Annotated in this window: 10 protein-coding genes and 2 pseudogenes; 8 read left to right on the top strand and 4 right to left on the bottom strand. The window is 71.0% G+C overall.

All coding sequences use genetic code 11. The features are described from left to right. The 4 genes and pseudogenes from FHX50_RS10585 to FHX50_RS10600 all read right to left on the bottom strand — a co-directional run. A partial coding sequence (locus FHX50_RS10585) for an ArsR/SmtB family transcription factor (protein WP_183377168.1) occupies positions 1 to 226 on the bottom strand: 226 nt, incomplete at its 3' end. Positions 227 to 313: 87 nt separating this feature from the next. Beyond that, a pseudogene (locus FHX50_RS10590) lies at positions 314 to 811 on the bottom strand (hypothetical protein); the annotation flags it as partial. A 99-nt stretch (positions 812 to 910) separates the two neighbouring features. Next, positions 911 to 2237: pseudogene (locus FHX50_RS10595) on the bottom strand (ISL3 family transposase). 288 nt (positions 2238 to 2525) lie between these two features. Then, complete coding sequence (locus FHX50_RS10600) at positions 2526 to 3251, bottom strand: type II CAAX endopeptidase family protein (protein WP_183377169.1); 726 nt, start codon at positions 3249 to 3251, stop codon at positions 2526 to 2528. Between the two features lie 297 nt (positions 3252 to 3548). Here FHX50_RS10600 and FHX50_RS10605 point away from each other — a divergent pair, with 297 nt between their 5' ends. The 8 genes from FHX50_RS10605 (at position 3549) to FHX50_RS10640 (ending at position 22709) form a co-directional block, all read left to right on the top strand. Further along, positions 3549 to 3803 (top strand): hypothetical protein, encoded by a 255-nt coding sequence (locus FHX50_RS10605; RefSeq protein WP_183377170.1) that lies wholly within the window; start codon positions 3549 to 3551, stop codon positions 3801 to 3803. Between the two features lie 165 nt (positions 3804 to 3968). Further along, the gene (locus FHX50_RS10610; protein ID WP_183377171.1) at positions 3969 to 10913 is read left to right on the top strand and encodes a non-ribosomal peptide synthetase; all 6945 of its coding nucleotides are present in this window, start codon (positions 3969 to 3971) and stop codon (positions 10911 to 10913) included. Next, positions 10910 to 16411 (top strand): non-ribosomal peptide synthetase, encoded by a 5502-nt coding sequence (locus tag FHX50_RS10615; RefSeq protein ID WP_183377172.1) that lies wholly within the window; start codon positions 10910 to 10912, stop codon positions 16409 to 16411. Before FHX50_RS10610 ends, FHX50_RS10615 begins: the two co-directional genes overlap by 4 nt. Further along, positions 16408 to 17478, top strand: a complete 1071-nt coding sequence (locus FHX50_RS10620; RefSeq protein ID WP_183377173.1) for an NAD(P)H-binding protein — start codon at positions 16408 to 16410, stop codon at positions 17476 to 17478. Before FHX50_RS10615 ends, FHX50_RS10620 begins: the two co-directional genes overlap by 4 nt. Further along, on the top strand, positions 17475 to 18476 hold the full coding sequence (locus tag FHX50_RS10625) for a Gfo/Idh/MocA family oxidoreductase (RefSeq protein WP_183377174.1): 1002 nt from the start codon (positions 17475 to 17477) through the stop codon (positions 18474 to 18476). The genes FHX50_RS10620 and FHX50_RS10625 overlap by 4 nt, the downstream gene beginning before the upstream one ends. Beyond that, complete coding sequence (locus FHX50_RS10630; RefSeq protein WP_183377175.1) at positions 18473 to 19243, top strand: thioesterase II family protein; 771 nt, start codon at positions 18473 to 18475, stop codon at positions 19241 to 19243. The genes FHX50_RS10625 and FHX50_RS10630 overlap by 4 nt, the downstream gene beginning before the upstream one ends. Then, on the top strand, positions 19240 to 20979 hold the full coding sequence (locus tag FHX50_RS10635) for an ABC transporter ATP-binding protein (RefSeq protein WP_183377176.1): 1740 nt from the start codon (positions 19240 to 19242) through the stop codon (positions 20977 to 20979). The genes FHX50_RS10630 and FHX50_RS10635 overlap by 4 nt, the downstream gene beginning before the upstream one ends. Next, positions 20976 to 22709 (top strand): ABC transporter ATP-binding protein, encoded by a 1734-nt coding sequence (locus FHX50_RS10640; protein WP_183377177.1) that lies wholly within the window; start codon positions 20976 to 20978, stop codon positions 22707 to 22709. The genes FHX50_RS10635 and FHX50_RS10640 overlap by 4 nt, the downstream gene beginning before the upstream one ends. Positions 22710 to 22729 lie beyond the last annotated feature (20 nt).

A 22729-nucleotide genomic window follows, 5' to 3' on the forward strand; every position in this document is an offset into this window, starting at 1 on the left:
TGTAGCGGGTCTGGCGGCCCTCGGGCTCGGCGACCACGATCCCGCAGTCGCGCAGGCAGGTTAGGTGGTTCGACACGTTCGACCGCGTCAGCCCCAACTCGCGCGAGAGCACGGCGGGGTGGCTCGGGCCGTCGAGCAGGGACATCAGTATCTTGGAGCGCGTCGGGTCCGCCATGGCCCGGCCCAGCCGGTTCATGACGTCGAGGCGCGAAGCAATAGTCAGCATGCACTGAACTATACAGTGTGTGCTGACCTATCGTCCAGTTGCAGGGCTGCCGCACGCGCTCCGCGCGCTTGCCCTCGGGAATCACGGTCACCTCTTGCGCCAGCTCGGCCACGTCGGCATCCCGCGACCCTTCCACGTCTCCACGAGACCGGCGGCCCACCGGACGGACGCGAAGAGGGCGTAACCGGCCCCGGCGAGGCCAGCGCCGACCGCGAGCCAGCGCCCGATCCCGAGCCACACGCTCCCGTCCACGTCCAGCGCCCACTGAGCGCCCGTGATGAGCCCGGCGATGCCCATCCAGAGCCCGGCGACGACCACGACCACCGGCAGGAGGGCGAGGCGCATCGCCGCGGCCGCCGACCAGAGCTGACGCGCTTCCAGCTTCGCCGTCGCCGCGATGATCCGCTCGGCCCGTTCGTTCGACGCATCGAGGTTCGCGGTCATCGTGGTCGAAGCCTCCCCGGCGACCTGCTCGACAGCCTTCTCGACCCGCTCTTCGGTGCGCTTCTCGATTCGCTTCACCGCGCCGCCGGCTTGACTCACGAGCTTCTGGTTCGCGGCGGCCTGGGCCTTGAGCCCGTCAATCCTGACTTAGGTCATCGAGTTGGGGTTGGCTGTCTGGCGGGGCTGTGACCTGGGGTGATGGGTGGTTTTGGGGGTGGTGTGGGGCACTAACGGGGCTCTTCAGAGTTGGGTGTGGGGGTGAGGCGTCGAGTCCGCCGGTGATGAGGAGCATGCGGAGGCGGTAGTGCTCGACGTTGCGGAACCCTCTGGCGATGCAGCGGCCGAGTTCGATGATCCCGTTGATGGCCTCGGTACCGCCGTTGCTCGCGCCGTCAGTATCGAAGTAGGCCAAGAACGCGTTCTTCCATCGACGCAGGGTCTTACCGAGCCTGGCGATCTCCGGAATCGGGCAGGACGGCAGCCTCTCGATCAGCTGCTCGGCCAGTCGTCGGCCTCGGGCGGGCGTGGGCTGGCGGAACACGTCTCGGACGTCCTGGGCGCACTGATAGGCGACCTCGACCGCAACATGATCGGGATGGGCCGCGAATGCGCTGGCCAGACGAGTCTGCTGACGCGGCGTGAGGCGTTCCCGTCCAGCGCGGAGAACATGACGGATCCCATAGAGAGGCTCGCCCTTGCGGCCTCGGCGGCCGAGGGCCTCCTGCTGGATCCGGCGGCGGACATCATCGACCGCAGCCCCGGCGAGCTTGACGATGTGGAACGCATCCAGCACGCAGGTGGCGCCCTCGAGCTGGTCATCGATCGCGTTCTTGTATCCCTGGAACGGGTCCAGCGTCGCGATCTCGACCCGCTTGCGGAACTCATCGCCCCGCTCGTCGAGCCAGTCTCGGTAGGCCTTGCCGGATCGGCCAGGGATCAGGTCCAGCAGCCTGGCAGTGGGGTGGGGCCCGCGAGTCAGATCGACCATCCCGGTGAGCTCCTTCGGACCGCGCCGGCGCGGGTCACGGTGATGCCAGATGTGTTCGTCCACGCCCAGGACCTGCACGTCCTCGAGGCGGACCGGGTCATTCGCGGCCTCGATCAGGACTGGCCGAACCTGGGACCAGACCGTGTTCCACGTCGTGCCAAGCTGCCGGGCCAAGCCCTGGACCGTCGCCCCCTCGTAGCGGAGCAGGCGGATCGCCCACCGGATCGCGCGCGTGCTCAACAGCCCCCGCGGCGCGTATACCCCGGGGTCCTGCTCGACGAACGAGACCACCTCACAGACGCCCTCGAGACAGATCCAGCGACGCTTGCACCACCGAATCCGCACCGGCCGACCCGCCCACGGAGCATCGATCACCTCGACCACCACCCGGCCGTGACCGGTGGCGATGACCCCGCCGCCGGGGCAGCCCATGACCGGATCGCAGGACTCCACCTCAAGCATCAGGCCCGACGGAGCCTGCGTGACCGCGACCAGGTGGAGGCTGGGGAAGTCGAGGAGAACATCGCATCGGTCGCAGCGATCGAGCGCGTCAGGGCATACGCACCTATGGTTGGGCATCGTCGAGATCCTTGAGATCAGCGGGGGTTGAAGTCCGCTCATCACCAAGGACCTCGACGTCTAACCCCAACTACCCCGCACCACCGGCGCGCCCACACTCAACTCTGAAGAGCCGAATATTCAGCACGCGCCATACGTCAAGTGCCACCTGAACGCCGCTGCCACCCTTTAGCAACACGCCCTAGCCGCTAGCGAATCGGGTCGCACACACTGGACATCTGCGATAGATTCCTCAGAATCCAGCGCGCCAAACCGCGTGCAACTCGGCAAGAACAAACTTGAATCAGTTCACGCCATGAGGGCCACCATACTCACGAGTCCATTGAGCCCCATGTGCACGGCCAAGGAACCCCAGAGATCGCGGTGAAACACGCGCAGCAAGCTCAGGCCAAGGCCGAGGACGAGGTAGTAGGGCGGTAGGATTAGGTAGCTGTGGGAGACCGCGAAAGTAATCGCGGTTACGATAATACCGATCAAAGATCCCCAGCGCTGAGAAGCCGCACCCTGAAGCACGCCCCGAAAGAACAACTCTTCCCATAGGGGGGTTAGCGCGGCCGTCCCAAGTAAACCCACCATAAATACTAGCGGGCCAACGCCCGCAATGTCGCGGCTCGCCCCATTGTCGGGTGGCTCACTCTGGCCCAAGATTAACACGCTGAACAGGATTTGGGCCATAGTCGCGACAATTAGAATAAGAGGGAACTCCCAAAGCGCATGCAGCAGCTTCCACCCGGGTCGTCGAACTCCGAGCGCGCGTATTGGGATGCCGCGGCGTCGGGACAGCCAGATCACCAGTGTTAAGCAGCCTGCTGCGTGCAGGGACATGAATACGGCGACTATCGTGCGGGCACTGGACAGGGGATCAGAACTCAAGAGAAAGACTGCAACAAGGACGCCGAGGCTCAGTGCCGTGTAGCCAATCAACGCGCCACCGATGACAAAAACGGTGGCCACCGAGATTCGCGGCGGCGAATCAGTATCGCGCAGAGGGGAATCTGTAGTGACTATCGACATCTGTCCATCATGCCGCAGCGCCCCCAAGCGTGGGATCCCCAGAAGGTCGTCCTTTGTGTGAGGAGACTGCTGCACTGCGAGACGACCGCTTCCATGGTGCGACTGAGCATGCTCGTGTCCGCCGTGTGGTCCGACGTCAGCAGGAAGGCGAGTGCCCGGGCGGGCGTCCAGCCGTGCTGATGCACGCGCACGATCGTCGAGTCGATCGATGCCACCCGGTCCAACTCTCCACGCTGATGCGTGAGGGATCGGACCTTCTCGAGCGCACGTGGCGACGCACCCTGCCCGGACCACCGGTTGAAGTTCGTGTACCGGCTGCCGCTGTTGCTCGAGGATGAGGCCGCTTGGCGCGCCAACCATCGGGCGGCCTGGATCCCGACCTTGCTGTGCGCGGTCGCGCTCGTCATGAGAGCGGTGGGCACGCTCATCCAACGTGACGTGGAGGGCGTCCCGTGGTGGAGCGTCGGTAGCTGCATCGCGCTCGGCTTCCTCGCCCTCACCGGTTCCGCCTGTGCGATGGTGGGAGCGAAGCGGGCCGCCGAGCGGCACTGACTCCGCACTCCCCGAGGCCCCACACCCCGGCACCTCTCTGCTGCGCGCACCCGGGCGCGCCCCTGTGCCCCACATCCCGATATGAGTATGATTCTCACTAGCCTCTATAGCCTGCGCCGAGCAGTCCATGTTAGGCTTGCCTTACCTAACTAGAAAGATACCGCGTTGCCCTCCACCACCGCTGTGCCCAGGACTCCGTCCTCCGCCACCCCGCCCAGCAGCACCTTCACCGCCACCCCGATCCAATCCGCGTATGCCATCGGCGCTGATCCCGATCAGCCCCTGGGAGGCCAGCACTGCCTGGGCTACGTGGAGTTCGGCGGTAAGCGGCTGGACCCGGCTGTGCTCGAGGCCGCCGTCCCGCACCTGCACCGGCACCCTTCCTTGCGGGCCGTCATGCCAACCCCCGAGCATCTGATCGACCACAAGACCGAGCCCCCCTCGCTCGTGGTCAACGATCTGCGCACCGCCCCCGACCCCGAGGCGCAGCTGGAGCAGATCCGCCAGCGGCTCGCCTGCTTCCCGGTCGATCGGGCGAGGGGGCACACCTGGGCCCTCGAAGCCTCCCTGCTGCCCGATGGCACCACCACGGTGCACCTGGTGGTCTCCCTCATCGTCACCGACCTCGCCGGCATCGGCCGTATGGCCACCGACCTCGCCCGCACCATCGCCGAGCCCGATGCGCCGCTCCCCCGCTACACCTTCGATGACCTGCGCTCGAGCCTCCGCTCACCTCGGCTCCGCCCGGAGCTGACCGCCCCCGATCCGCGTCGCGAGCCGCTGCTGGCCGCCCCCGAGCTGCCCGGCAGCCCTGCCACCGCCCCGGCGATCACCGACCGTTGGCAGCGATCGATCTCGGTGGAGGAATGGGAGCGGCTCGGCACCGCCGCCCGGCGCTTGTCCACTCCCACCACAGCCCTGGTCCTGGGCGTCTTTGAGGAGTGCCTGCGTCGCTGGTCGTCCTCATCGGAGTTCATCGTCACCGTGACCGGCGTCGATACCCGCGGCACGGAGGACCACGTCGCCGACCGCACCCTGACCTTCGCCCACCGCTCCCTGCCGGCACCCGATCTGCGCACCGTGGCCGCCGAGGCGAGCCGCGAACTGCGGCATCGTCTGCTGCGCGGCATCGAGGCCACCGAGGAGCTGCGCGAGGGCCTGTCTGCGGGGACCCACTCCGGCATGTCCCCCTACGTGTTCACCTATGCGCCGCGGATCCCGCTGTTCCCCGCGGAGGTCACCGATGTGCTCGGGGAGTTCCGCACCGCCCGCTCCTCCACCCCTCAGGTGATCCTGGACTGCCAGATCATCCGCTTCACCGAGGCGGAGGTGACGGTCTCCTTCGACGTGCGCCGGGGCGCGCTCGAGCAGACCGTGGCACAGCAGCTGTTCGACAGCTTCATCCGCTCCCTGGAAACCCTCGCCGCCGCCGAGAGTGAGGACCTTCCCCTCTCCGCGATCGCCGCCATCCCCCCGGAAACGCAAGCAGCGCGCGCCGCGGTGAACGCGAGCCCCGCCGTCGCCGATGGCCTCCTGCACGCCCCGTTCCTCCGCACCGCCGAGCGCACCCCGACGGCCCCCGCGCTGCTGTGGGACCCGGCGGCCCATCCGGGGCGACCGAGCGGCACACTGACCTACCGGGAGCTGCTCGCGGAGGTGCGGGAACTGGCCGGGCGGATCGCGGCGCACGCCGCCCCCGGATCGGTGATCGGCGTGCGCCTGCCCAAGGGGCCCGATCAGGTTCTCGCCGTCCTCGCTGTCCTGCACGCCGGCTGCTGCTACCTGCCGCTCGGCGTCGATCTGCCCGAGAACCGGGTCAGCGCCATCCAGCAAGCATCGGGTATGACGCTGCTGGTCGATGCCGGTTTCCTCGCCGCCGACAGCCCCGCGCGCGCCATGCATGACCCGGTGGCGGTGGACCCACACGAGCTCGCGTACATCATCTACACCTCGGGCTCGACGGGCGCACCGAAGGGCGTGGCGATCGCCCATCACAGCGCGGCCAACACCATCGCCGACGTCAACGCCCGCCACAGCATCGGCCCTAAGGATCGGACGCTCGCGGTCTCCGCCCTCGACTTCGACCTCAGCGTCTACGACATCTTCGGGCCGCTCTCGGTGGGTGGCGCGGTGGTGCTGATCGGCGAGGAATCCCGCCGCGACGCCTTCAGCTGGGCCGATCTGATCGAACGCCACCAGGTCACGATCTGGAACTCCGTGCCCAGCCTCGCCGAGATGCTGTGCGTGGCCGCCGAGCGACCGCTGGGCCTGCGCCGGGTGCTGTGCTCGGGGGACTGGATCGATCTGGGCCTGCCGGGACGCCTCGCGGAGACCACCCCTGGCGCCGTGCTGGTGGCGATGGGCGGGGCGACCGAGGCGTCGATCTGGTCCAACGAATTCGTGGTGGAAAGCCCCGCTGACCTTGACCCCTCCTGGTCCTCGATCCCCTACGGCAGGCCGCTGTCCGGTCAGCGGTATCGCGTGGCCGATGCCGAGGGGCGGGACTGCCCCGACCACGTCGCCGGCGAGCTGTGGATCGGCGGCGTGGGTGTGGCGGCCGGGTATCACGGCGCCCCGGAGCTGACGGCCGAGCGATTCGTCGAGGTCGACGGCGAGCGCTGGTACCGCACGGGGGATCTGGGCATGTGGATCCCCGGTCCTCTGCTGGTGTTCCTCGGCCGGCGCGACACCCAGGTCAAGGTGCGCGGACACCGGGTGGAATGCGGCGAGGTGGAGCACGCTCTGCGGCAGACCCCCGGCGTCAGCGATGCCGTGGTGATCCCGATCCGGAACCGCTCGGCCCTGGGCGCCGTCGTCATCGGCGAGAGCGCAGACACCGACCACATCACCGATGACCTGCGCGAACGTCTGCCCGGGTACATGGTGCCGAGCGCCATCGCCCGCACCGACCGTCTGCGCCTGACCACCAATGGCAAGGTCGACCGGCGCTGGGCCGCCACCCTGCTCGAGAACGAGCCCTCTACTCCCGGGCACGCCACCGACGGCCCCATCTCCACCGAGTGGCTCGCGGTGCTGGGTGAGGGCACGGCCGAGGCCGATGCGAACTTCTTCTCCGTCGGCGGCGATTCGCTGAAGGCGACCGAGCTGTGCTCGCGGCTGCGTGCGCACGGGTACACCGTCTCCGTCGCCGACCTGTTCGCCGAGCCGCGTTTCGACGATTTCGCACAGCGCTGCCGCGCCCTGCAGACCGCGCAGCCAGCGGAATCATCGCTCCCTGCGGCAGACGCGGCCGAGACGGGAGCCTTCCCGCTGACCCGGCTGCAGCAGGCTTATGCCCTGGGGGTCGACGGGTTGACCGGGGTGGTCCGCACCCCACCGCTGTTCGCCACGGTGCTCGCCACTGTGGACGGATCCCCGATCGACCGGGAGCGCCTCGGTGCGGTCGCCACGGCCCTCGCCGCGGAGCTGGAGGTGCTGCGCTGCCATCGGCTGGAAGACATTCAGCAGACCATCGCCGAGCCGCGCCCCATTCCGGTGCGACGCGTCGAGACGGACCTGGAGGTGGCGCTGCTCGACCCACAGCTGGATCTGGAGGCCGCACCCGTCCTCCAGCTGCTCGCCGATGATCGCGCCGATCGGGTGGGGGTGCGGCTGAACTACCTGCCGCTGGATGCTCGGGCGCTCGCCACCGTTCTCACCTGTCTGCTCGATGACCTGGCCGGACGCCCCCGGCGCCTGGAGGTGCGCGGCGATCTGGCGGCCTTCCGCGCCTACGCACGCCGCGATGCCGCCGAGGGGAACGGCGCGGCATCGGCCGACGACCAGGCGACGGAGCTGCCCGCCCCGGTACTCCCCCACGCCCTGAGCTCCACCGAGCCCGTGCGGCCCCGCGGCCGCTCTCTCCTCCTCACCGCCGAGCAGACCGAAGCTCTCCATGCCCGCGCGCACGAGCAGGGTGCGACCGCATCGGCAGTGCTGCTGCACACCTTCGGGCAGGTCCTCGGCCGGATCACCGGCCAGCCGCGGATGGGGATCACCGTGCCCGTCTCCTACCGGCCCGAGGGCGCGGAGGGAGAGCTGCTGGGCAACTTCACCCAGCTCGCCCTGTGTCCTGCGGGCTCTGACGTGGACCTCGCCGAGGTGCACGCCTCCATCGGCCGGGCCGCCGCCGGTCAGGGGCCGGGCGGCCGCGACATCGTGCAGGCGGGTCGGGCCGCCTACCCGGTGGTGTTCACCAGCACCATCGGCCTGGCCGCCGCCACCGCCCTCACCACAGGCACCCTGCGTCCGACGTGGTCGATCACCGGCACGCCGGGGGTGCTCATCGACTGCCAGGTCTCCACCCGCGATGCAGGGATCGAGATCCGGCTGGACCACCCCGAGGGGGTGCTGGAGGCCGAGGTCATCGACCGGATTCTCGCGGGACTGGCCGCAGAACTCGCTCCGCAGACCGATATCGCGGCAGAGCATTCGCAGGCTCGCCGGGCCACCGCACCCGAGCATTCGGCCCCGTGGCGGGAGTCCCTGCTCCTGCGGGCCCGGCAGCTGACCGAAGGCCGGGAGGTACGCCCCGGATTGGAGGCGGTCGCGGAGGCCTGGCGCGCGCACACCCCCCTCCATGCGCCGGTCCCGGTTCCCGAAGAGCACGCCCAGGTGCTCGCCGACTGCCTGACCGGGCGGGCCCGGGTGACCACCCTGCTGGAACACCCCGACCTCTCCCCACAGGCCTTGCTGGTCTCGGCGCCGGAGTTCGCCCCGGTCCTGGCGGGCCTGGTCGAGGTGCTGCGGGACCTGCCCGATGACGCCGTGGTGCTGGAGATCGGCGCCGGGGCGGGACTGTTCCGGGACGCGGCGCTCAGCGCCCTCCGGGCGGTGGACCCACACCAGGCTGACCGCCTGACCTGGCAGTGCGTAGAGACCGATGCGCTGCTGCGTGACCTGGCGATCGACCGTGGCGTCGCGGTCTCGGCGAGCGCCGATCAGCCCGCTGACCTGGTGGTGGCCGCGGCGAGCCTGCACCGCGATCCCCGCCTGGTCGCCGAGCTGGAGCGGGTGACCGCGCAGCGCTGCTGGATCGTGGAAGTGCCGCGGCCCACCGTCACCGCACTCCTCTCGGCCGCGCTCCTCGACCCGAGCGTGCTCTCGGCCGAGGGGCCCTTGCGCCCGGTCCCACGCTGGTGGGAGCTGCTGGAGCAGGCGGGCTGGAGCCCCTTGATCGCCGATGCCTCGCATCCCGATGCGGTAATCCTGCAGGCCCGCCGCGCTGCCGCGCCCGTGCCCCGGGCCGATTCCCCGGCGCCGAGCGCACCGAAGCGTCCCGCGCCGGCGGAACCCGCCCCGGCCGCGACGGAGGATGCCCGGGAGCTGCTGATGCGTGCCTGGTCCCGGCACCTGGCGGATGCCGGGCCGCTGGATGACGATGCTGACTTCTTCGCCCTGGGCGGGGATTCCCTCGTGGCCACCCGCGTGCTGGCCGAGGTGCGCCAGTCGGGTTACCCCCTGCGACTGGTGGAGCTGTTCAACCACCCGCGCCTGGGTGACCTGGCGGCGCTGCTCGCAGGCGGAAAGTCCGCTGGCGATCCGGCGATCGCGGCGCCCGCGACCGCGCGGGAGGAGGGTTCCGACCGGCATCCGCTCACGGAGGTGCAGCAGGCGTATCTCTCCGGCCGGGCGCACGATCAGCTGCTCGGCGGGGTCTCCGCGCACTGCTACTTCGAGTTCCACGCCTCTGCCTTCGATCCCGCGCGTTTCCGCGGTGCCGTCGAGACGGTGGTCCACCGCCACCCGGGATTGCGGACCCTGCTCACGGACGGGATCGGCGCCATCGGCCCCGTCCCGCCCGTTGTGACGGAACACCCGGATCCCCGAACCGCCACCGAAGCCGAGATGGTCGACCTCGCCTCACATTCCGCTCTGGTGGTGCGGTGGCGGTGGGAGGCCGAGGGCGCCGCGACCATCGGCATCGGCATGGACAACGCCGTGCTGGATGGCACCTCGATGCTGCTAGTGCTCAGCGAGATCGGCCGGGCCTACGCCGGCGAGACGCTCGGCCTCTCCCCCACGGTCACCTTCGCCGATCACGTCGCCACCCACCCCTGGGTCACCGGCGAGCTGCCTGCCGCCGGCCCCGAGCGGGAGCGGGTGCTGGCCGATCGGGCCTACGTCGATGCCGTGGCCGATCGCCTCCCGCCCGCGCCCCCGCTGACGGACCGGGCGGCACTCGCCGCGGTGGAGACCCCCACCTTCGCCCGGGCGACCGCCCAGGTGGAGGCCGCCATCTGGGAGCGGATCGGCGCCGCCACCGCGGACCGTGGCCTCACCCGCGCGGCCGTGGTGCTCGCGGCCTATGCCCTGGAGCTGGCGGACTGGTCGGGCCGCAGCGATCTGACCGTGAACGTCACCCGATTCGATCGGGATCTGGCGGTGCCGGGCATCGAGCAGGTCGTCGGCGATTTCACCTCGCTTACCCCCATCGGCTGCCGCATCGAGGGGTCCGAGGACCTGTGGGCGCTCGCGGCCCGGGTCCAGGCGGATCTGGCCGAGGCCACGGACCACGGCACGGCCGGCACGCTGTGGGTGCAGCGCCGCCTGCTGCAGCGCAGCGGCGACCCGGTCGCCTCCATGTTCCCGGTGGTCTTCACCTGCGGGCTGGGCCTCGCCGCGGAGGATATGCGGCTGGACGATTTCGGTTTCGGCCCGCTGGTCCACGCCGCCTCCCAGACCCCGCAGACCGTGCTTGACCTGCAGGTATCCGCTGATCCCAGCGGGCTTCGGCTGAGCGCCGACCATGTGGTGCAGCTACTGGATTCCTCCGAGGTAGCAGAGCGACTGCAGCGGATCGCCGCCCGGCTGAGCGGCCTCGTCCCGGCGGTGGAGGAGCCATCTGCCCACCCGGAGCTGTACCGGCAGGTGCGCCAGGCCTGGAGCGAGATGCTGGACCTCCCGGAGAACACCACCGCCGTGAACTTCTTTACCGCCGGCGGAGATTCCCTGCGGGCCACCCGGTGTGTGCGCCTGCTGCGCGAGCGGGTGCACCCCGATATCGACCTGCGGACCCTGCTCATCAACCCCGATCTGGACCACTTCGTTGCTGCGGTAGCGCTGCTGCCCGAGGTATCCACCGGCACCTTCGAGGAAGGAACCCTGTGACCCCGACCGCGCTGCTCGAGCACCTCGATTCCCTCGGCATCGAACTGTGGCTCGAGAAGGAAACCCTACGCTTCCGCGCCCCCGAGGGCGCCCTCACCGACGACCTGAAGGTCCAGATCAAGCAGTCGCGCTCGGAGATCATGCGCCTGCTGCACGACCGCAGCTCCGCAGGCGCCCGCGCCGTCCGGGACCCCGAGGGCGCCTATGCCCCCTTCCCGCTGACCGATGTGCAGGGCTCCTACCTGGTGGGGCGTACCGGTGCGTTCAGCGACGGCGGCATCGGATGCCACGGCTACGCGGAATTCGATGTGGACCCGCGGGTGCTGGGGCAGGACCCGGCGAGCGCCCTGCGCTCGGCGTGGGCGCGAGTGGTGGACTGCCATCCCATGCTGCGGGCGATCGTGCACGCCGAAGGATGGCAGCAGGTGGTCCCCGAGCTGGAGGTGCCCCTCCAGGTGCAGCCAGCGACGCAGCGGTCGGCGGTGCGGGAGCGGCTGCGCAACCGCATCCACCCGGTCACCACCGGGGCGGTCACCGATGCCACCGCGCTCGAGCCGCTGATCGAAGTCATCGCCACGATCGGGGATGGCCCCGAGGATGTGGTGCTGCACCTGTCGGTCGATCTGCTTCTGACGGACTTCCTGGGCCTGAACGTGCTCCTGACGGACCTGGGCGCGGCGATGCGCGGCGACCCGATCGCCCCGCCCTCCCTGACCTACCGCGACTACCTCGCCTCGGTGACCGCATATGCCGGCACGCCCGCAGGACGTGCCGAGCGGGAGCGCGCCGAGCGGTTCTGGTCCGAACGGGCGGCGCGAATGCCCGACCCGATCACCCTGTCGTCCGAGGTCACGCACCCGACCGCGGCCGCGCCCACCACCACCGAGCCGGTGCGGTTCACCCGCCGCAGCCATCATCTGGATGCCCCCGCGCGGCGCCGGCTCGAAGAGGCCGCCCGCGGCGCGGGCGTCACCACCACCTCCCTGCTGATGGCCGTGCTGGGCCGGGTGCTGCACCGCCATGGCGGGCCCGAGAAGGGCCTGGTGGCGATGACGCTGCTGGATCGCCTGCCCGTTGCGGATGACGTGGACCGGATCGTCGGGGATGCTACCAGCACCGTGCTGGTCGAGGTGGATGCCCGCCTCGACATGGGGCTCGCGGAGCTCGCCGCCGCCACCCAGCGCGCCAGCTTCGAGGCACTGGATCACCGCGCCCTCTCCGGGGTGGAGATCGCGCGGATGATCGCGAAGGCCCGCGGCATCGAGCGGTTGAACGCGCCGGTGGTGGTGACCTCGACGATCGGCACGGCATCCGCGGACCTCAGCCGCACGGACGCGGTGCTGCGACCCCGGCCCGGCGAGGGACTCAGCCAGACCCCGCAGGTGCTGCTGGATGTGCAGCTCTCGGCCGAGCCGGCAAGCGGTGGCATGACCATCGACTGGGACAGCCGCGATGGAGGCTTCTCTTCCTCCGTGCTCACCGCCGCCTTCGCGGACTTCACCACAGTGCTCGACACCATCGTCGCCACCGGGATTCCTGCGGGCGATCCCCTAGCGCGCCGCTCGCCCGCGCCCATCGCGCGCACCGGGCGGCTGGATGCCCCGGGCGCGCGCACCACCCTGCACGATCCGATCCTTGACCGCTGCCGCGAGGACCCGCACGCCCCGGCGGTGATCGACGGGGACGAGGTGTACAGCCGCGGGCACCTGGCCGCCGCCGCGGCGGCTGCCGCCGAGCGACTGCGCGCGGCGGGCATCGCGCCTGGTCATCGGGTGGTGGTGAACCTCCCACCGGGGATCGCGCAGGTCGCGGTGGAGCTCGGCACCCTGATTGCCGGCGCCTCGTATGTCCCGGTCGAGCCCGACTGGCCCGAGGCCCGCCGCGCGGCCGTGCTCGCGGCGGTGCGTGGGGAGGGGCCGGCCGTGCTGGTGGAAGCCGACACGGACGTCACCCGCGCCGTCACGCAGGCCCTCGCCGCCCCCGCCGATCACGCGATCCAGCCGACCGCGCCGGTCTCCGGCGACGCCGAGGCGTACGTCATCTTCACCTCGGGCTCCACCGGCCGGCCCAAGGGCGTGATGGTCACCCATCGGCAGGCCCGCACCACCCTCGCTGACCTGGAGAACCGCCTCGGTCTCGGCGCCGAGGACGCCGTGCTGGCGGTCTCCCGGCACAGCTTCGACCTGTCGGTGTTCAATACCTTCGGCATCCTCGGGGCAGGCGGCCGACTCGTCATTCCCAGCAGCGGCACCACCGCGGACCCGCAGAGCTGGGCGGCTGCTCTCGAGCGCCACCAGGTGAGCGTGTGGAACTCCGTCCCGGCGCAGCTCACGCTGCTGCTCGACCACCTCCAGGCCGATTCCACCACGTCCCCGCTGCCGCTGCGCCATACGCTGGTCTCGGGTGACTGGGTGCCCGTCGACCAGCCCGCCGAGCTGTGGCGGCACGCCCCCGGCTGCTGCTTCTGGTCGCTCGGCGGGGCCACCGAGGCGGCCATCTGGTCCGTCCTCCATGAGATCCGCGAGCCCTTGCCCAGCACCGCCCGCTCGGTGCCCTACGGCATGGCGATGGACGACCAGGCCATCTGGGTGCTGAACGAGGCCGATGAACCCGCGTGCCCCGGCCAGGTCGGTGACCTGGTGATCGGCGGGGACGGTGTCGCCACCGGCTACCTCGGCGATCCGGAGCGCACCGCCGAGGTGTTCTTCACCCACCCCGGCAGCGGGGAGCGCTGCTACCGCACCGGCGACCGCGGCCGGCTGTTGGCAGATGGGCGGATCGAGTTCCTCGGTCGCCTCGATGGCCAGGTGAAGATCAACGGCCACCGGATCGAACTCGGCGAGATCGAATCGGTGCTCGCGGCCGGCCCCGGCGTCGCGCATGCGGTCGCGGCGGTCGACCGCAGCGAGATGGGCCGCCCCGGATCGGGCACCCTGCTGGCCGCCGTCGTCCCCGAGACCTCCGCCGAACACGCCCGGCAGCGCGCCCTCCGCACGTGCCAGGTCACCGACGCCATGCACGCCGCTGACCAGGAGTTCACCGCGCAGGTCGACACCGCCGCCCTCCGCGAACTGGCCGCCCTGATCGAGGAATCCGCCACCGATCGGATGGCCGCCCAGATCGCCCGCGGCGATGGCGGCACCGTGCCGGAACTCATCAATACCCTCCACGCCGAGCAGCACAGCGAGTTGGTGGGACGCTGGCTGACGCTGCTGGCCGAACGGGGCTGGCTGACCGTGACCGATCAGCGCATCCGGATGCGCTCTGCGGTGGACCCGCAGGCCGATGCGGCCCGATGGCAGCGCATCCGGGAGCTTGATCAGCAGATCGGCTACGGCACGCAGCAATTGGATTACCTGGTCAGCTCCCTCACGCAACTGCCCGGCCTGCTATCCGGAGAGGTCGACCCGCTCGCGCTGCTGTTCCCCGAGGGCCGCACCGAGGTGGCGGTCGCCGCCTATGGCGAGAACCTCTTCGGCCGCTGGATCAACGGGGTGCTCGCCGCCGGCATCGCCGAACGAGCCCGGCAGGCACGCGATTCCGGCCGCACCCTGCGGGTGCTGGAGATTGGCGGTGGCGTCGGCGGCACCACCGCCCCCGTGCTGGCGGCGCTGGCCAATGTGCTGGGGCCGGAACTGAACGGTCTGGAGTACCTGTTCACGGACGTCTCCCCTTTCTTCTTCGAGGAGCTGCGGGAGCGCTACCCCCGCCTGCGCACCGCCCTGCTGGACATCAATGACTCGGATACCGCCGGCATCCTGCCCGGATCGGTGGACGTGGTGCTCTCGGCCAATGTCCTGCACAACGCCCGGGACATCCCCGCCACCCTGGAGTGGCTGTCCAGCCTGCTCAGCCCCGGTGGAGCGCTCGCGATGATCGATTCCACCGCGGTGAATGCCGCCCTCATGGCCTCGATGGAGTTCAAGGAGGGGCTCGACCACTTCACCGATCTGCGTACCCGGACCGGGCGGCCGTTCCTGGACCTCGCCAACTGGCTGCGGGTACTGGAGAACTCCCCCTTCGAGCTGGCGGGCTGCTTCCCCGAGGCCGAGGGACACCCGATGCGCATCGGCCATCAGCACGTGTTCTGGGCGACCACCGGGAACCAGCGGGCCGACCTGGACCCGGAGCAGCTGCGCGACCACCTCGCCGAGACGCTGCCGCGCTACATGGTTCCCCAGGCCATCGCCGTCCTCGACCATCTCCCGCTGACCAGCAATGGGAAGGTCGATCGGGCCCGCGTCACCCGTTCGATGCACCAGGTGCAGCACACTGCCGCAGACGAGACCGCCGCTCAGGCCCTCAGCCCGCAGCAGCAGCAGGTGGCGGCGATCTGGCAGGAGATCCTGGGGCTCGAGGGGCAGCAGCTGGCCCCCACCTCGGACTTCTTCGACCTCGGTGGTGACTCGCTGCTGCTAGCCCGCTGCATCGGCCGCCTGCGCCGCGGGATCCCCGGTGCCGAGGCGGTGACCTGGGACGATGCCCTGCGGCAGATCGTCGCCGATCCCAGCATCGCCGGCTGCACCCGCGCCCTCGTGGGCACCGACACCAGCGCTGGGAGCGGCGCGCAGCCGAGCGGGGATCCGCTCGTGCCGCTGCTGCCCGCCGATGGCATCGAGGACGAGCTCCTTGTCCTGGTGCACGACGGGTCGGGCGGGCTCGATCCCTACCGCGACCTGATCGCCGCGCTGGGTCGCATCAGCCCGCGCCCCCGCGTGGTGGGGCTGCGGCGCACCCCGGGCGATGGCTACCTGAAGACCCCGCCGGAGGAGCTCCTGGACCATCTGGGCGATCGGTACGCCGATGCGATCACCGCACTGGGGGCCCGCCGGGTGCGGCTGTTCGGCTACTGCATGGGCGGGCTGATCGCCGCCGGGCTCGCCACCCGGCTGGCGGAGACCCAGATCGACGTCGCCGCCTGCACTGTCGCCAGCTCGTACCGGATCCCCTTCGCGGTGGAGGACGAGCTGCTGCTGGACCACTCCCTGGCGAAGCTCCTGCACCGCGATCCCGCCGATGCTGGTATCGGGGTGGATGAGCACGCACTCGGCCGCGCACTCACCGAGATGCGCCGAACCAGTCCGTCCCTGATCGCGGCAGGGTCCATCCGGGATGTCGCCGAGCCGGAACTTGCAGCGGCTTGGGACCGTGCGCCTCGCGATTCGGCCGAGCGGCTGCGTCTGCTCGCAGAATCCGATCCTCAGGGCGCCTGGACCCCGGAGGCCCTGGCGGGGATGAAGGCGGTCTTCCGGCAGTCGATGGCGGCCGTCGCCGCGTGGGACGCCCCGGCGTACCTCGGCGACATCCGTTTTCTGCGGCAGCGCGGCGAGCTGCACTTCCTGCCCACTCTGCGGGAGGACATGACCGCCTTCTGGTCGGATTTCTGCCTGGGTGATCTGGAGATCCAGGACGTGGATGGCACTCATTTCGACTGCCTGAGCGGGGAGAGGGCCGATGCGGTGTGCGCCGAGCTCGCCCGCGACTGGGGGCGCGCATGAGGGCCGTCGTGCTGGGAGCCGCAGGCGCCGTCGGCCGCGCCTGCGTCGCCGCTCTTCACGCCCAGGGCGCCGAGGTGCGGGCGGTCGGCCGGGACCCGCAGCGGGTCGCCGCAGCCTGCCCCGATGCGGCGATTCATCCCGGGCTCGACCTGGAGCGACTGGTGGCAGGAGACCTCCCCGAGGCTGCCCTCCGGGAGCTGCTGACCGGGGCCGATGTGGTGGTGTGCTGCGCCGGACCCTCGCACCGCTACTCCGCGGCGGTGGCCCGCCGGGTGTTGGCCGCAGGCGTGCCCCTGGTCGATCCGGGCGGGGAGCACGCATCCGATGAGCTCGATCCCCTGGCCCGCGCCGCCGGCACCTGGGCGGTGCTAGGGGCCGGGGTGCAGCCGGGCCTCTCAGGCCTCGCCGTCGCCACCGCCGCAGCGGAACTGGGCCGCACCCCGGAGGAGATCCGCGGCTGGTGCGGCGGGCTGCAGCCCCTCACCACCGCGGGGGTCGATGAGTACCTGCACGCCGCCACCCGGGGGGATCGGGCGGGGATCCGGCTGCTGCACCACCGCCGGGCCCGGATGCGCCCCGAGCACTCCCCTGCCCCGCCATCGCCCTTTCCTGCCTCGGCCACCGCGCACACCCACCTGGACCCGGAGTGCGAAGCCCTCGCGGCCCGCGCGGGCGCCGCCCACGTGCACTGGCTGAATGTCACCGAAGGTGTGGTCACCGAGGCCGCACTGCGGCGCTGCCTGAGCGGGGAGACCAGCGCGGCCCAGGCCATCGCCGCCGCGGAGACGGACCTGTTCGGGCGCGAGCCCTACTTCCACATCCTCATCGAGGCGCTCGCCGGCGAGGACCGGGGCTGGGCTCGGGTCTCCTGCCGTGACTCCTACGCCGCTACCGGCGCGGTGGCGGCCGCCTGCGCGCTCGCTGAGCTCCCGCCCGGGGCCCGCCTGCTCTCGGCCACCGACCGCTGGGATGCCCTGCGCAGCGCACTGCTCCCGGAGGTCAGCCTGAGCAGCGGAAACGGCCCGAATTTCGCCCCGACCGTCGCGGTGGAGGAGGGAGAGCTGTGACCCCGCGCGTGGCCGTCATCGGCGCAACCTTCGGGGCGCATTACGCCCGGGCGCTGCGCACCCCCAGCGCTCCCGCGGAGCTGGCCTGCATCGTCGGGGCGGGAGGCCGCAGGTCCGCCGCCCTGGCCGCGGACATGGACGTGCCTCTGCGGAGCATCGAGGAGATCGGCGAGGTCGATGCCGCCGTGGTGGCGGTCCGGTCCGCGCTGGTCGGCGGCGCGGGGGACGAGATCACCCGGCAGCTGCTGGGCCGCGGCATCGCCGTGCTGCAGGAGCTGCCGATCCACAGCCGCGATGTCGCCGAATCCCTGAGGGAAGCGCGCCGCCACGGGGTCGGCTTCGCGGTGAACCCCTTCTACCCCCACCTCGCACCGGTGCGCGCCTTCATCACCCGGACCGCCGCGCTGCAACAGCACAGCACAGTGCATCGGGTGCTGGCCCGCACCTGCACCCAGACCCTGCACGCCACCCTGTTCGTCCTGGCCCAAGCGCTGCAGGGCCCGCCGCCCCGATCGGCCGAGGTGTTCCCTGGCCGCACGGGCCATCTGGTGCGCATGGACTGGGCGGGCAGCGAGGTCGATCTGCTCATCGCCTCGCGCCTGGATCCCGATGACCCGGACAATCTGGCGCAGCCGCTCATGGCCTACACCGTCAGCGCCGAGGACGGGGAGCTGCAGCTGGACCACCCCCATGCCTCGTGCCGCTGGCTCCCGCGCCCCCACGTGTGCGAGGGGTGGCCGCTGCATCCGGATGCCCCCTCGTCGGTGGTGCTGCCGCCCACGAAGGAGCCGACCATCGGCGCGGCGCTCACCGAGCTGTGGCCCGAGGCCATTGCCCGCGCCCTGGAGCGCGTGCTGGGCACCCCGACCCTCCCCGATCAGCGGACCCTCGCCGTGCTGCGGCTGTGGGAGTCGATCTCCGCCGAGCTGCCGGCCCCCGCCCCTGCCCGGGCCCTGGCCCCGGTGGACCGCACCGCAGATCTGGCGGCCATCCGATGAGCCGCGTTCTCGCACCGCTGCCGGACAATCCCGCGCACGGCCGCCCCCTGGTGCTGTTCCCGCACGCCGGCGGCAGCCCCCGGTTCTTCCGCCACTGGAGTGGCCAGATCCCCGGCATGCGGCTGATCGGCGTCACCTATCCGGGCCGCGACCACCGCATCCACGAGCCCCACCCGGATGATCTGGGCGCCCTCGCGGACGAGGTCACCGACTCCATCACCGCCGCGGAGGACCATCCCGAACCAGCACTGTTCGGCCACTCCATGGGCGCGCTGGTGGCCCATGAAGTGGCCCATCGGCTGCATGCCCGCGGCCGCCGCCCGGCGCTCATCGTCTCGGGCCACAACGCCCCCGGCCACGATGCTCCCCGCCCCAATCCCCTGCACCGCAGGCCGGACACCGATCTGGTCGCGGACCTGGTGCGCCTGGACAAGCGCAATGCCGAGGTCTTCGCCATCCCCGAGCTGGCCGAGGTGTTCCTGCCGGCGATCCGCGAGGACTATCGGATGGTCGAGACCTACCGGCAGCCCGCCCCACGCCACCCCCTGCCACGCGTGCTGGTGATCAACGGCGATGACGACCCCGATGTGAGCGCCGCGGGAGCTGCCGCCTGGGCCGAGCACACCACCTGCTTCGACGGCGTGCGATTGGTGGCCGGCGACCACTTCCACCACGCCGCCCCGCGCCGCGCGTGCTGCCACGCGCTCGCCGACTACCTCGCTGACATTCCCACCCCGGTTCACACCCCCAGGAGGCACCTACCGTGAATGAACCCCGTGCGGGCACGCAGCCACTCTTGCGGTTGCTGGCGCCCGTCGCCGTCCCCGTCATCATCGCCATCGTGCTGCAGATCGGCGCCGCCGTCGTCTCGGTCATCCCCTACCTGGCGATCCTGCGGCTGAGCCGCGCGCTGCTGGCGCAAACCCCTGATCCGCAGGCCGCCTGGGCGCAGGTCGGCTGGTTCCTCGGCGCCATCGGCTTGCAGACCCTGCTGGGCTCCCTCGCGCTGCTGCTCACGCACTTCGCCGATGTGGAGCTGCAGGCACGGCTGCGCCGCGACTTGACCGACACCCTCGGCCGGGTGCCGCTGGGCTGGTTCGATGACGCCGGCTCCGCGCGGGTGCGGCAATGCGTGCAGAACGATGTGGATTCCCTCCACCACCTAGTCGCCCACAGTGTGGTGGAGGCCGTCGCCGCGGTGTTCACGCCGCTGGCCGGGGTGGCGTTCTGCTTCTGGGTGGATTGGCGGCTGGGGCTCGCCGCCCTCGCGCCGATGGTGCTCTACTTCGCGATCTACTCCCTGCTGGCTCGCGGGGACATGCGAGAGATCATGGCGCGGATCGCCGCGGGCCTTTCGCAGGTTAGCGCCGCCATCGTCGATTACGTCGGCGGGGTCGCGGTGCTCAAGGTGTTCGGCCGCGGCGGGGAGGGCTCGGCCCGCTTCACCCACGTCTCCCGCGAGTTCCGCACCGAGTTCTCGGCCCTCGTCGGCCCGCAGATGAAGATCCAGTCGATCGCCCTGCTGGCCCTCGCCGGGCCGGCGGTGGCGCTGATCTGCCTGGGCCTGGGCACCTGGTTCACCGGCGCCGGATGGACCGCCCCGGGCGAGGTACTGGTGGTCACCATCGTCGCCCTGCTGCTGCCCAGCACCCTGTACACCGTCGCCGCCGCCACCCAGGCGCGGGGGGAATCCCTCGAGGCCGCCGCCCGGATCACCGCCCTGCTGGATGAGCCGCAGCTCTCCGAACCCACCGAGCCGGGCACGCCGAGGGGCCACGACGTGGTGATCGAACACGCCGACTTCTCCTATGTGCCGGGCCGCAAGGCGGTCGATGACGTCTCCCTGACGGTTCCCGAGGGCGGCACCCTCGCCCTGGTGGGACGATCCGGCTCGGGCAAGTCGACGCTCGCCACGCTGCTGGCCCGCTTCCGCGACGTCGAGGCCGGCGCGATTCGCATCGGCGGCATCGACGTGCGCGAGATGAGCCCGGAGACCCTGCGCCGCACCGTCGGCATCGTGCTGCAGGACGTGCAGCTGCCCGCGATCAGCATTGCCGACAACCTGCGCCTGGGCAGCCCCTCCGCCACCGACGAGCAGGTGCACGAGGCCGCCGCGGCCGCCCGGATCCACGAGCGGATCATGCAGTTGCCCCGCGGCTACGACTCGGTCGTGGGCGAGGACGTCCGCCTCTCCGGCGGGGAGGCGCAGCGCGTGGCGATCGCCCGCACCCTGCTGATGGACACCCCGGTGCTGGTGCTCGATGAGGCGACCTCCGCCACCGACCCCGAATCGGAAGTGGAGATCCAGCAGGCCCTGGCGCGGCTCACCCGCGGCCGGACCGTGGTGGTGGTGGCGCACCGCCTGTCCACCATCGTCGACCTGGACGCCATCGCCGTCCTCGAGGAGGGGCGGGTGCTCGAGTACGGCACCCATGCCGAGCTCGTTGCCCGTGGTGGGGCCTATGCCGCGCTGTGGGCCGATTACCAGGGGGTGGCCGCATGATTCGCGCGCTCATCGACATCGGCGGCCCGACCGCCCGCCGCGACATGCGGCGCTTCCTCGCCTTCGCCATCGCCAATGGCATCAGCCAGGGCGTGGCGCTTGCCGCCATGGTCCCCGTGCTCGCCTCGCTGTTCCACGGTGATATGCGCGCAGCCGGGATCTGGTTGCTGGTGCTGGCCGCCGCCGCGGCCATCCATGCCTTCCTGGTGGTGACCTCCACCCGGATCGGCTTCGCCACCTCGATGAAGGTCATCGAGACCATGCACGATCGGCTGGGCCGGCACGTGGTCCGGCTCCCGCTGGGCTGGTTCGAGCCGCGGCAGACCGCCCGCATCTCGCACATCGCGGTGCGCGGCACCATGTTCGTCGCCCAGACGGCGATGGACATCCTCATCCCCTTCGTCGTCAACATCGTCACCCCGGCGACCATCACGGTGGTGGCCTACGCCTTCGACTGGCGTCTAGGGGTCGCGCTCACCGTGGCAGCTCCCCTCATCTATCTCGCGGCGCTGCTCGCGGGGCGCGCCACCGCCCGCGCGGAGGACCACCTGCACGACATCGCGATCGACACCGATAACCGGCTGCTCGAGTTCGCCCGCAATCAGGTGGCCCTGCGGGCCGGTGGCCTGCGCGGCACCGACTACACCCCCTTGGCCGAGGCCATCGAGGCGCAGCGCCGGGCGGGCCGCCGCTCCCTGTGGTCCCAGGTGTTCGGCCAGGTGCTGCAGGGATTCGTGGTGCAGGCCGTCTTCGGTGCCCTGGTGGGCCTCGCCGTGCTGTGGGCGCTGGGGGGAAGCGCCGACCCGGTGCTGATGGTCGCCATGATCGGGCTGATCGCCCAGTTCACCGGGCCGCTGCGGATCCTCGCCGATCTGGGCACCGCCCTGCACCGGGCGGGAACCGAGGTCGGGGAGGTGCGCGACATCCTGACGCTGCCGACGCTGCCGGAGCCGGAGACCTCCCGGGGCACGCCCCGCGACGGCACCATCGAGCTGGACGGTGTCCACTTCCGCTACGGCGAGCGCCCGCTGCTGAACGACCTGGACCTGACCGTCCGCCCCGGCGAGATGACCGCCCTGGTCGGTGCCTCGGGATCGGGCAAGACCACCATCACCCGCCTGGTCGCGCGTTTCCACGACGTCGATGCCGGCCAGATCCGCATGGGCGGCATTCCCCTGCCCGAGCTCACCGAGGTCGATCGGATGCAGCACCTCTCCCTCGTCTTCCAGGACGTCTACCTCTTCGACGACACCTTGGAAGCGAATATCGCGCTGGGGAACCCGGACGCCGATACCGCCGCGATCCGGCGGGCCGCCGAGCTCGCGCGGGTCGACGAGATCGCCGCGCGGCTCCCCGAGGGCTGGCAGAGCCGGGTGGGCGAGGGCGGCAAGCTGCTCTCCGGCGGCGAGCGGCAGCGCGTCTCCATCGCCCGCGCCCTGGTGAAGCAGGCCCCCGTGCTGCTGCTCGATGAGGCGACCGCCGCCTTGGACCCGACCACCGCCCGCGCCGTGCAGACCGCTCTCGACGCCCTGCCGGAGCAGACCGCCGTGCTGGTCATCGCCCATCAGCTGGACACCATCGCCCGCGCCGACACCATCGCCTTCCTCGAGGGCGGCCGCATCGTCGAGCAGGGCAGCCACGCCGAGCTGCTCGCACGAGACGGCCGCTACACCCATTTCTGGCGGCAACGCGAACGGGCCCAGGGCTGGCGCGTCGCCGCCGATTCCTGACGACCGACGATTCCCACCCC

It is taken from the genome of Helcobacillus massiliensis (assembly GCF_014191425.1).
GTDB lineage: Bacteria > Actinomycetota > Actinomycetes > Actinomycetales > Dermabacteraceae > Helcobacillus > Helcobacillus massiliensis.

Bases quoted from the DNA above. Each gene is read 5' to 3' on its own strand.
- FHX50_RS10600 (WP_183377169.1), bottom strand. From the start codon at position 3,251: ATGTCGATAGTCACTACAGATTCCCCTCTGCGCGATACTGATTCGCCG.
- FHX50_RS10620 (WP_183377173.1), top strand. From the start codon at position 16,408: ATGAGGGCCGTCGTGCTGGGAGCCGCAGGCGCCGTCGGCCGCGCCTGC.
- FHX50_RS10630 (WP_183377175.1), top strand. From the start codon at position 18,473: ATGAGCCGCGTTCTCGCACCGCTGCCGGACAATCCCGCGCACGGCCGC.
- FHX50_RS10640 (WP_183377177.1), top strand. From the start codon at position 20,976: ATGATTCGCGCGCTCATCGACATCGGCGGCCCGACCGCCCGCCGCGAC.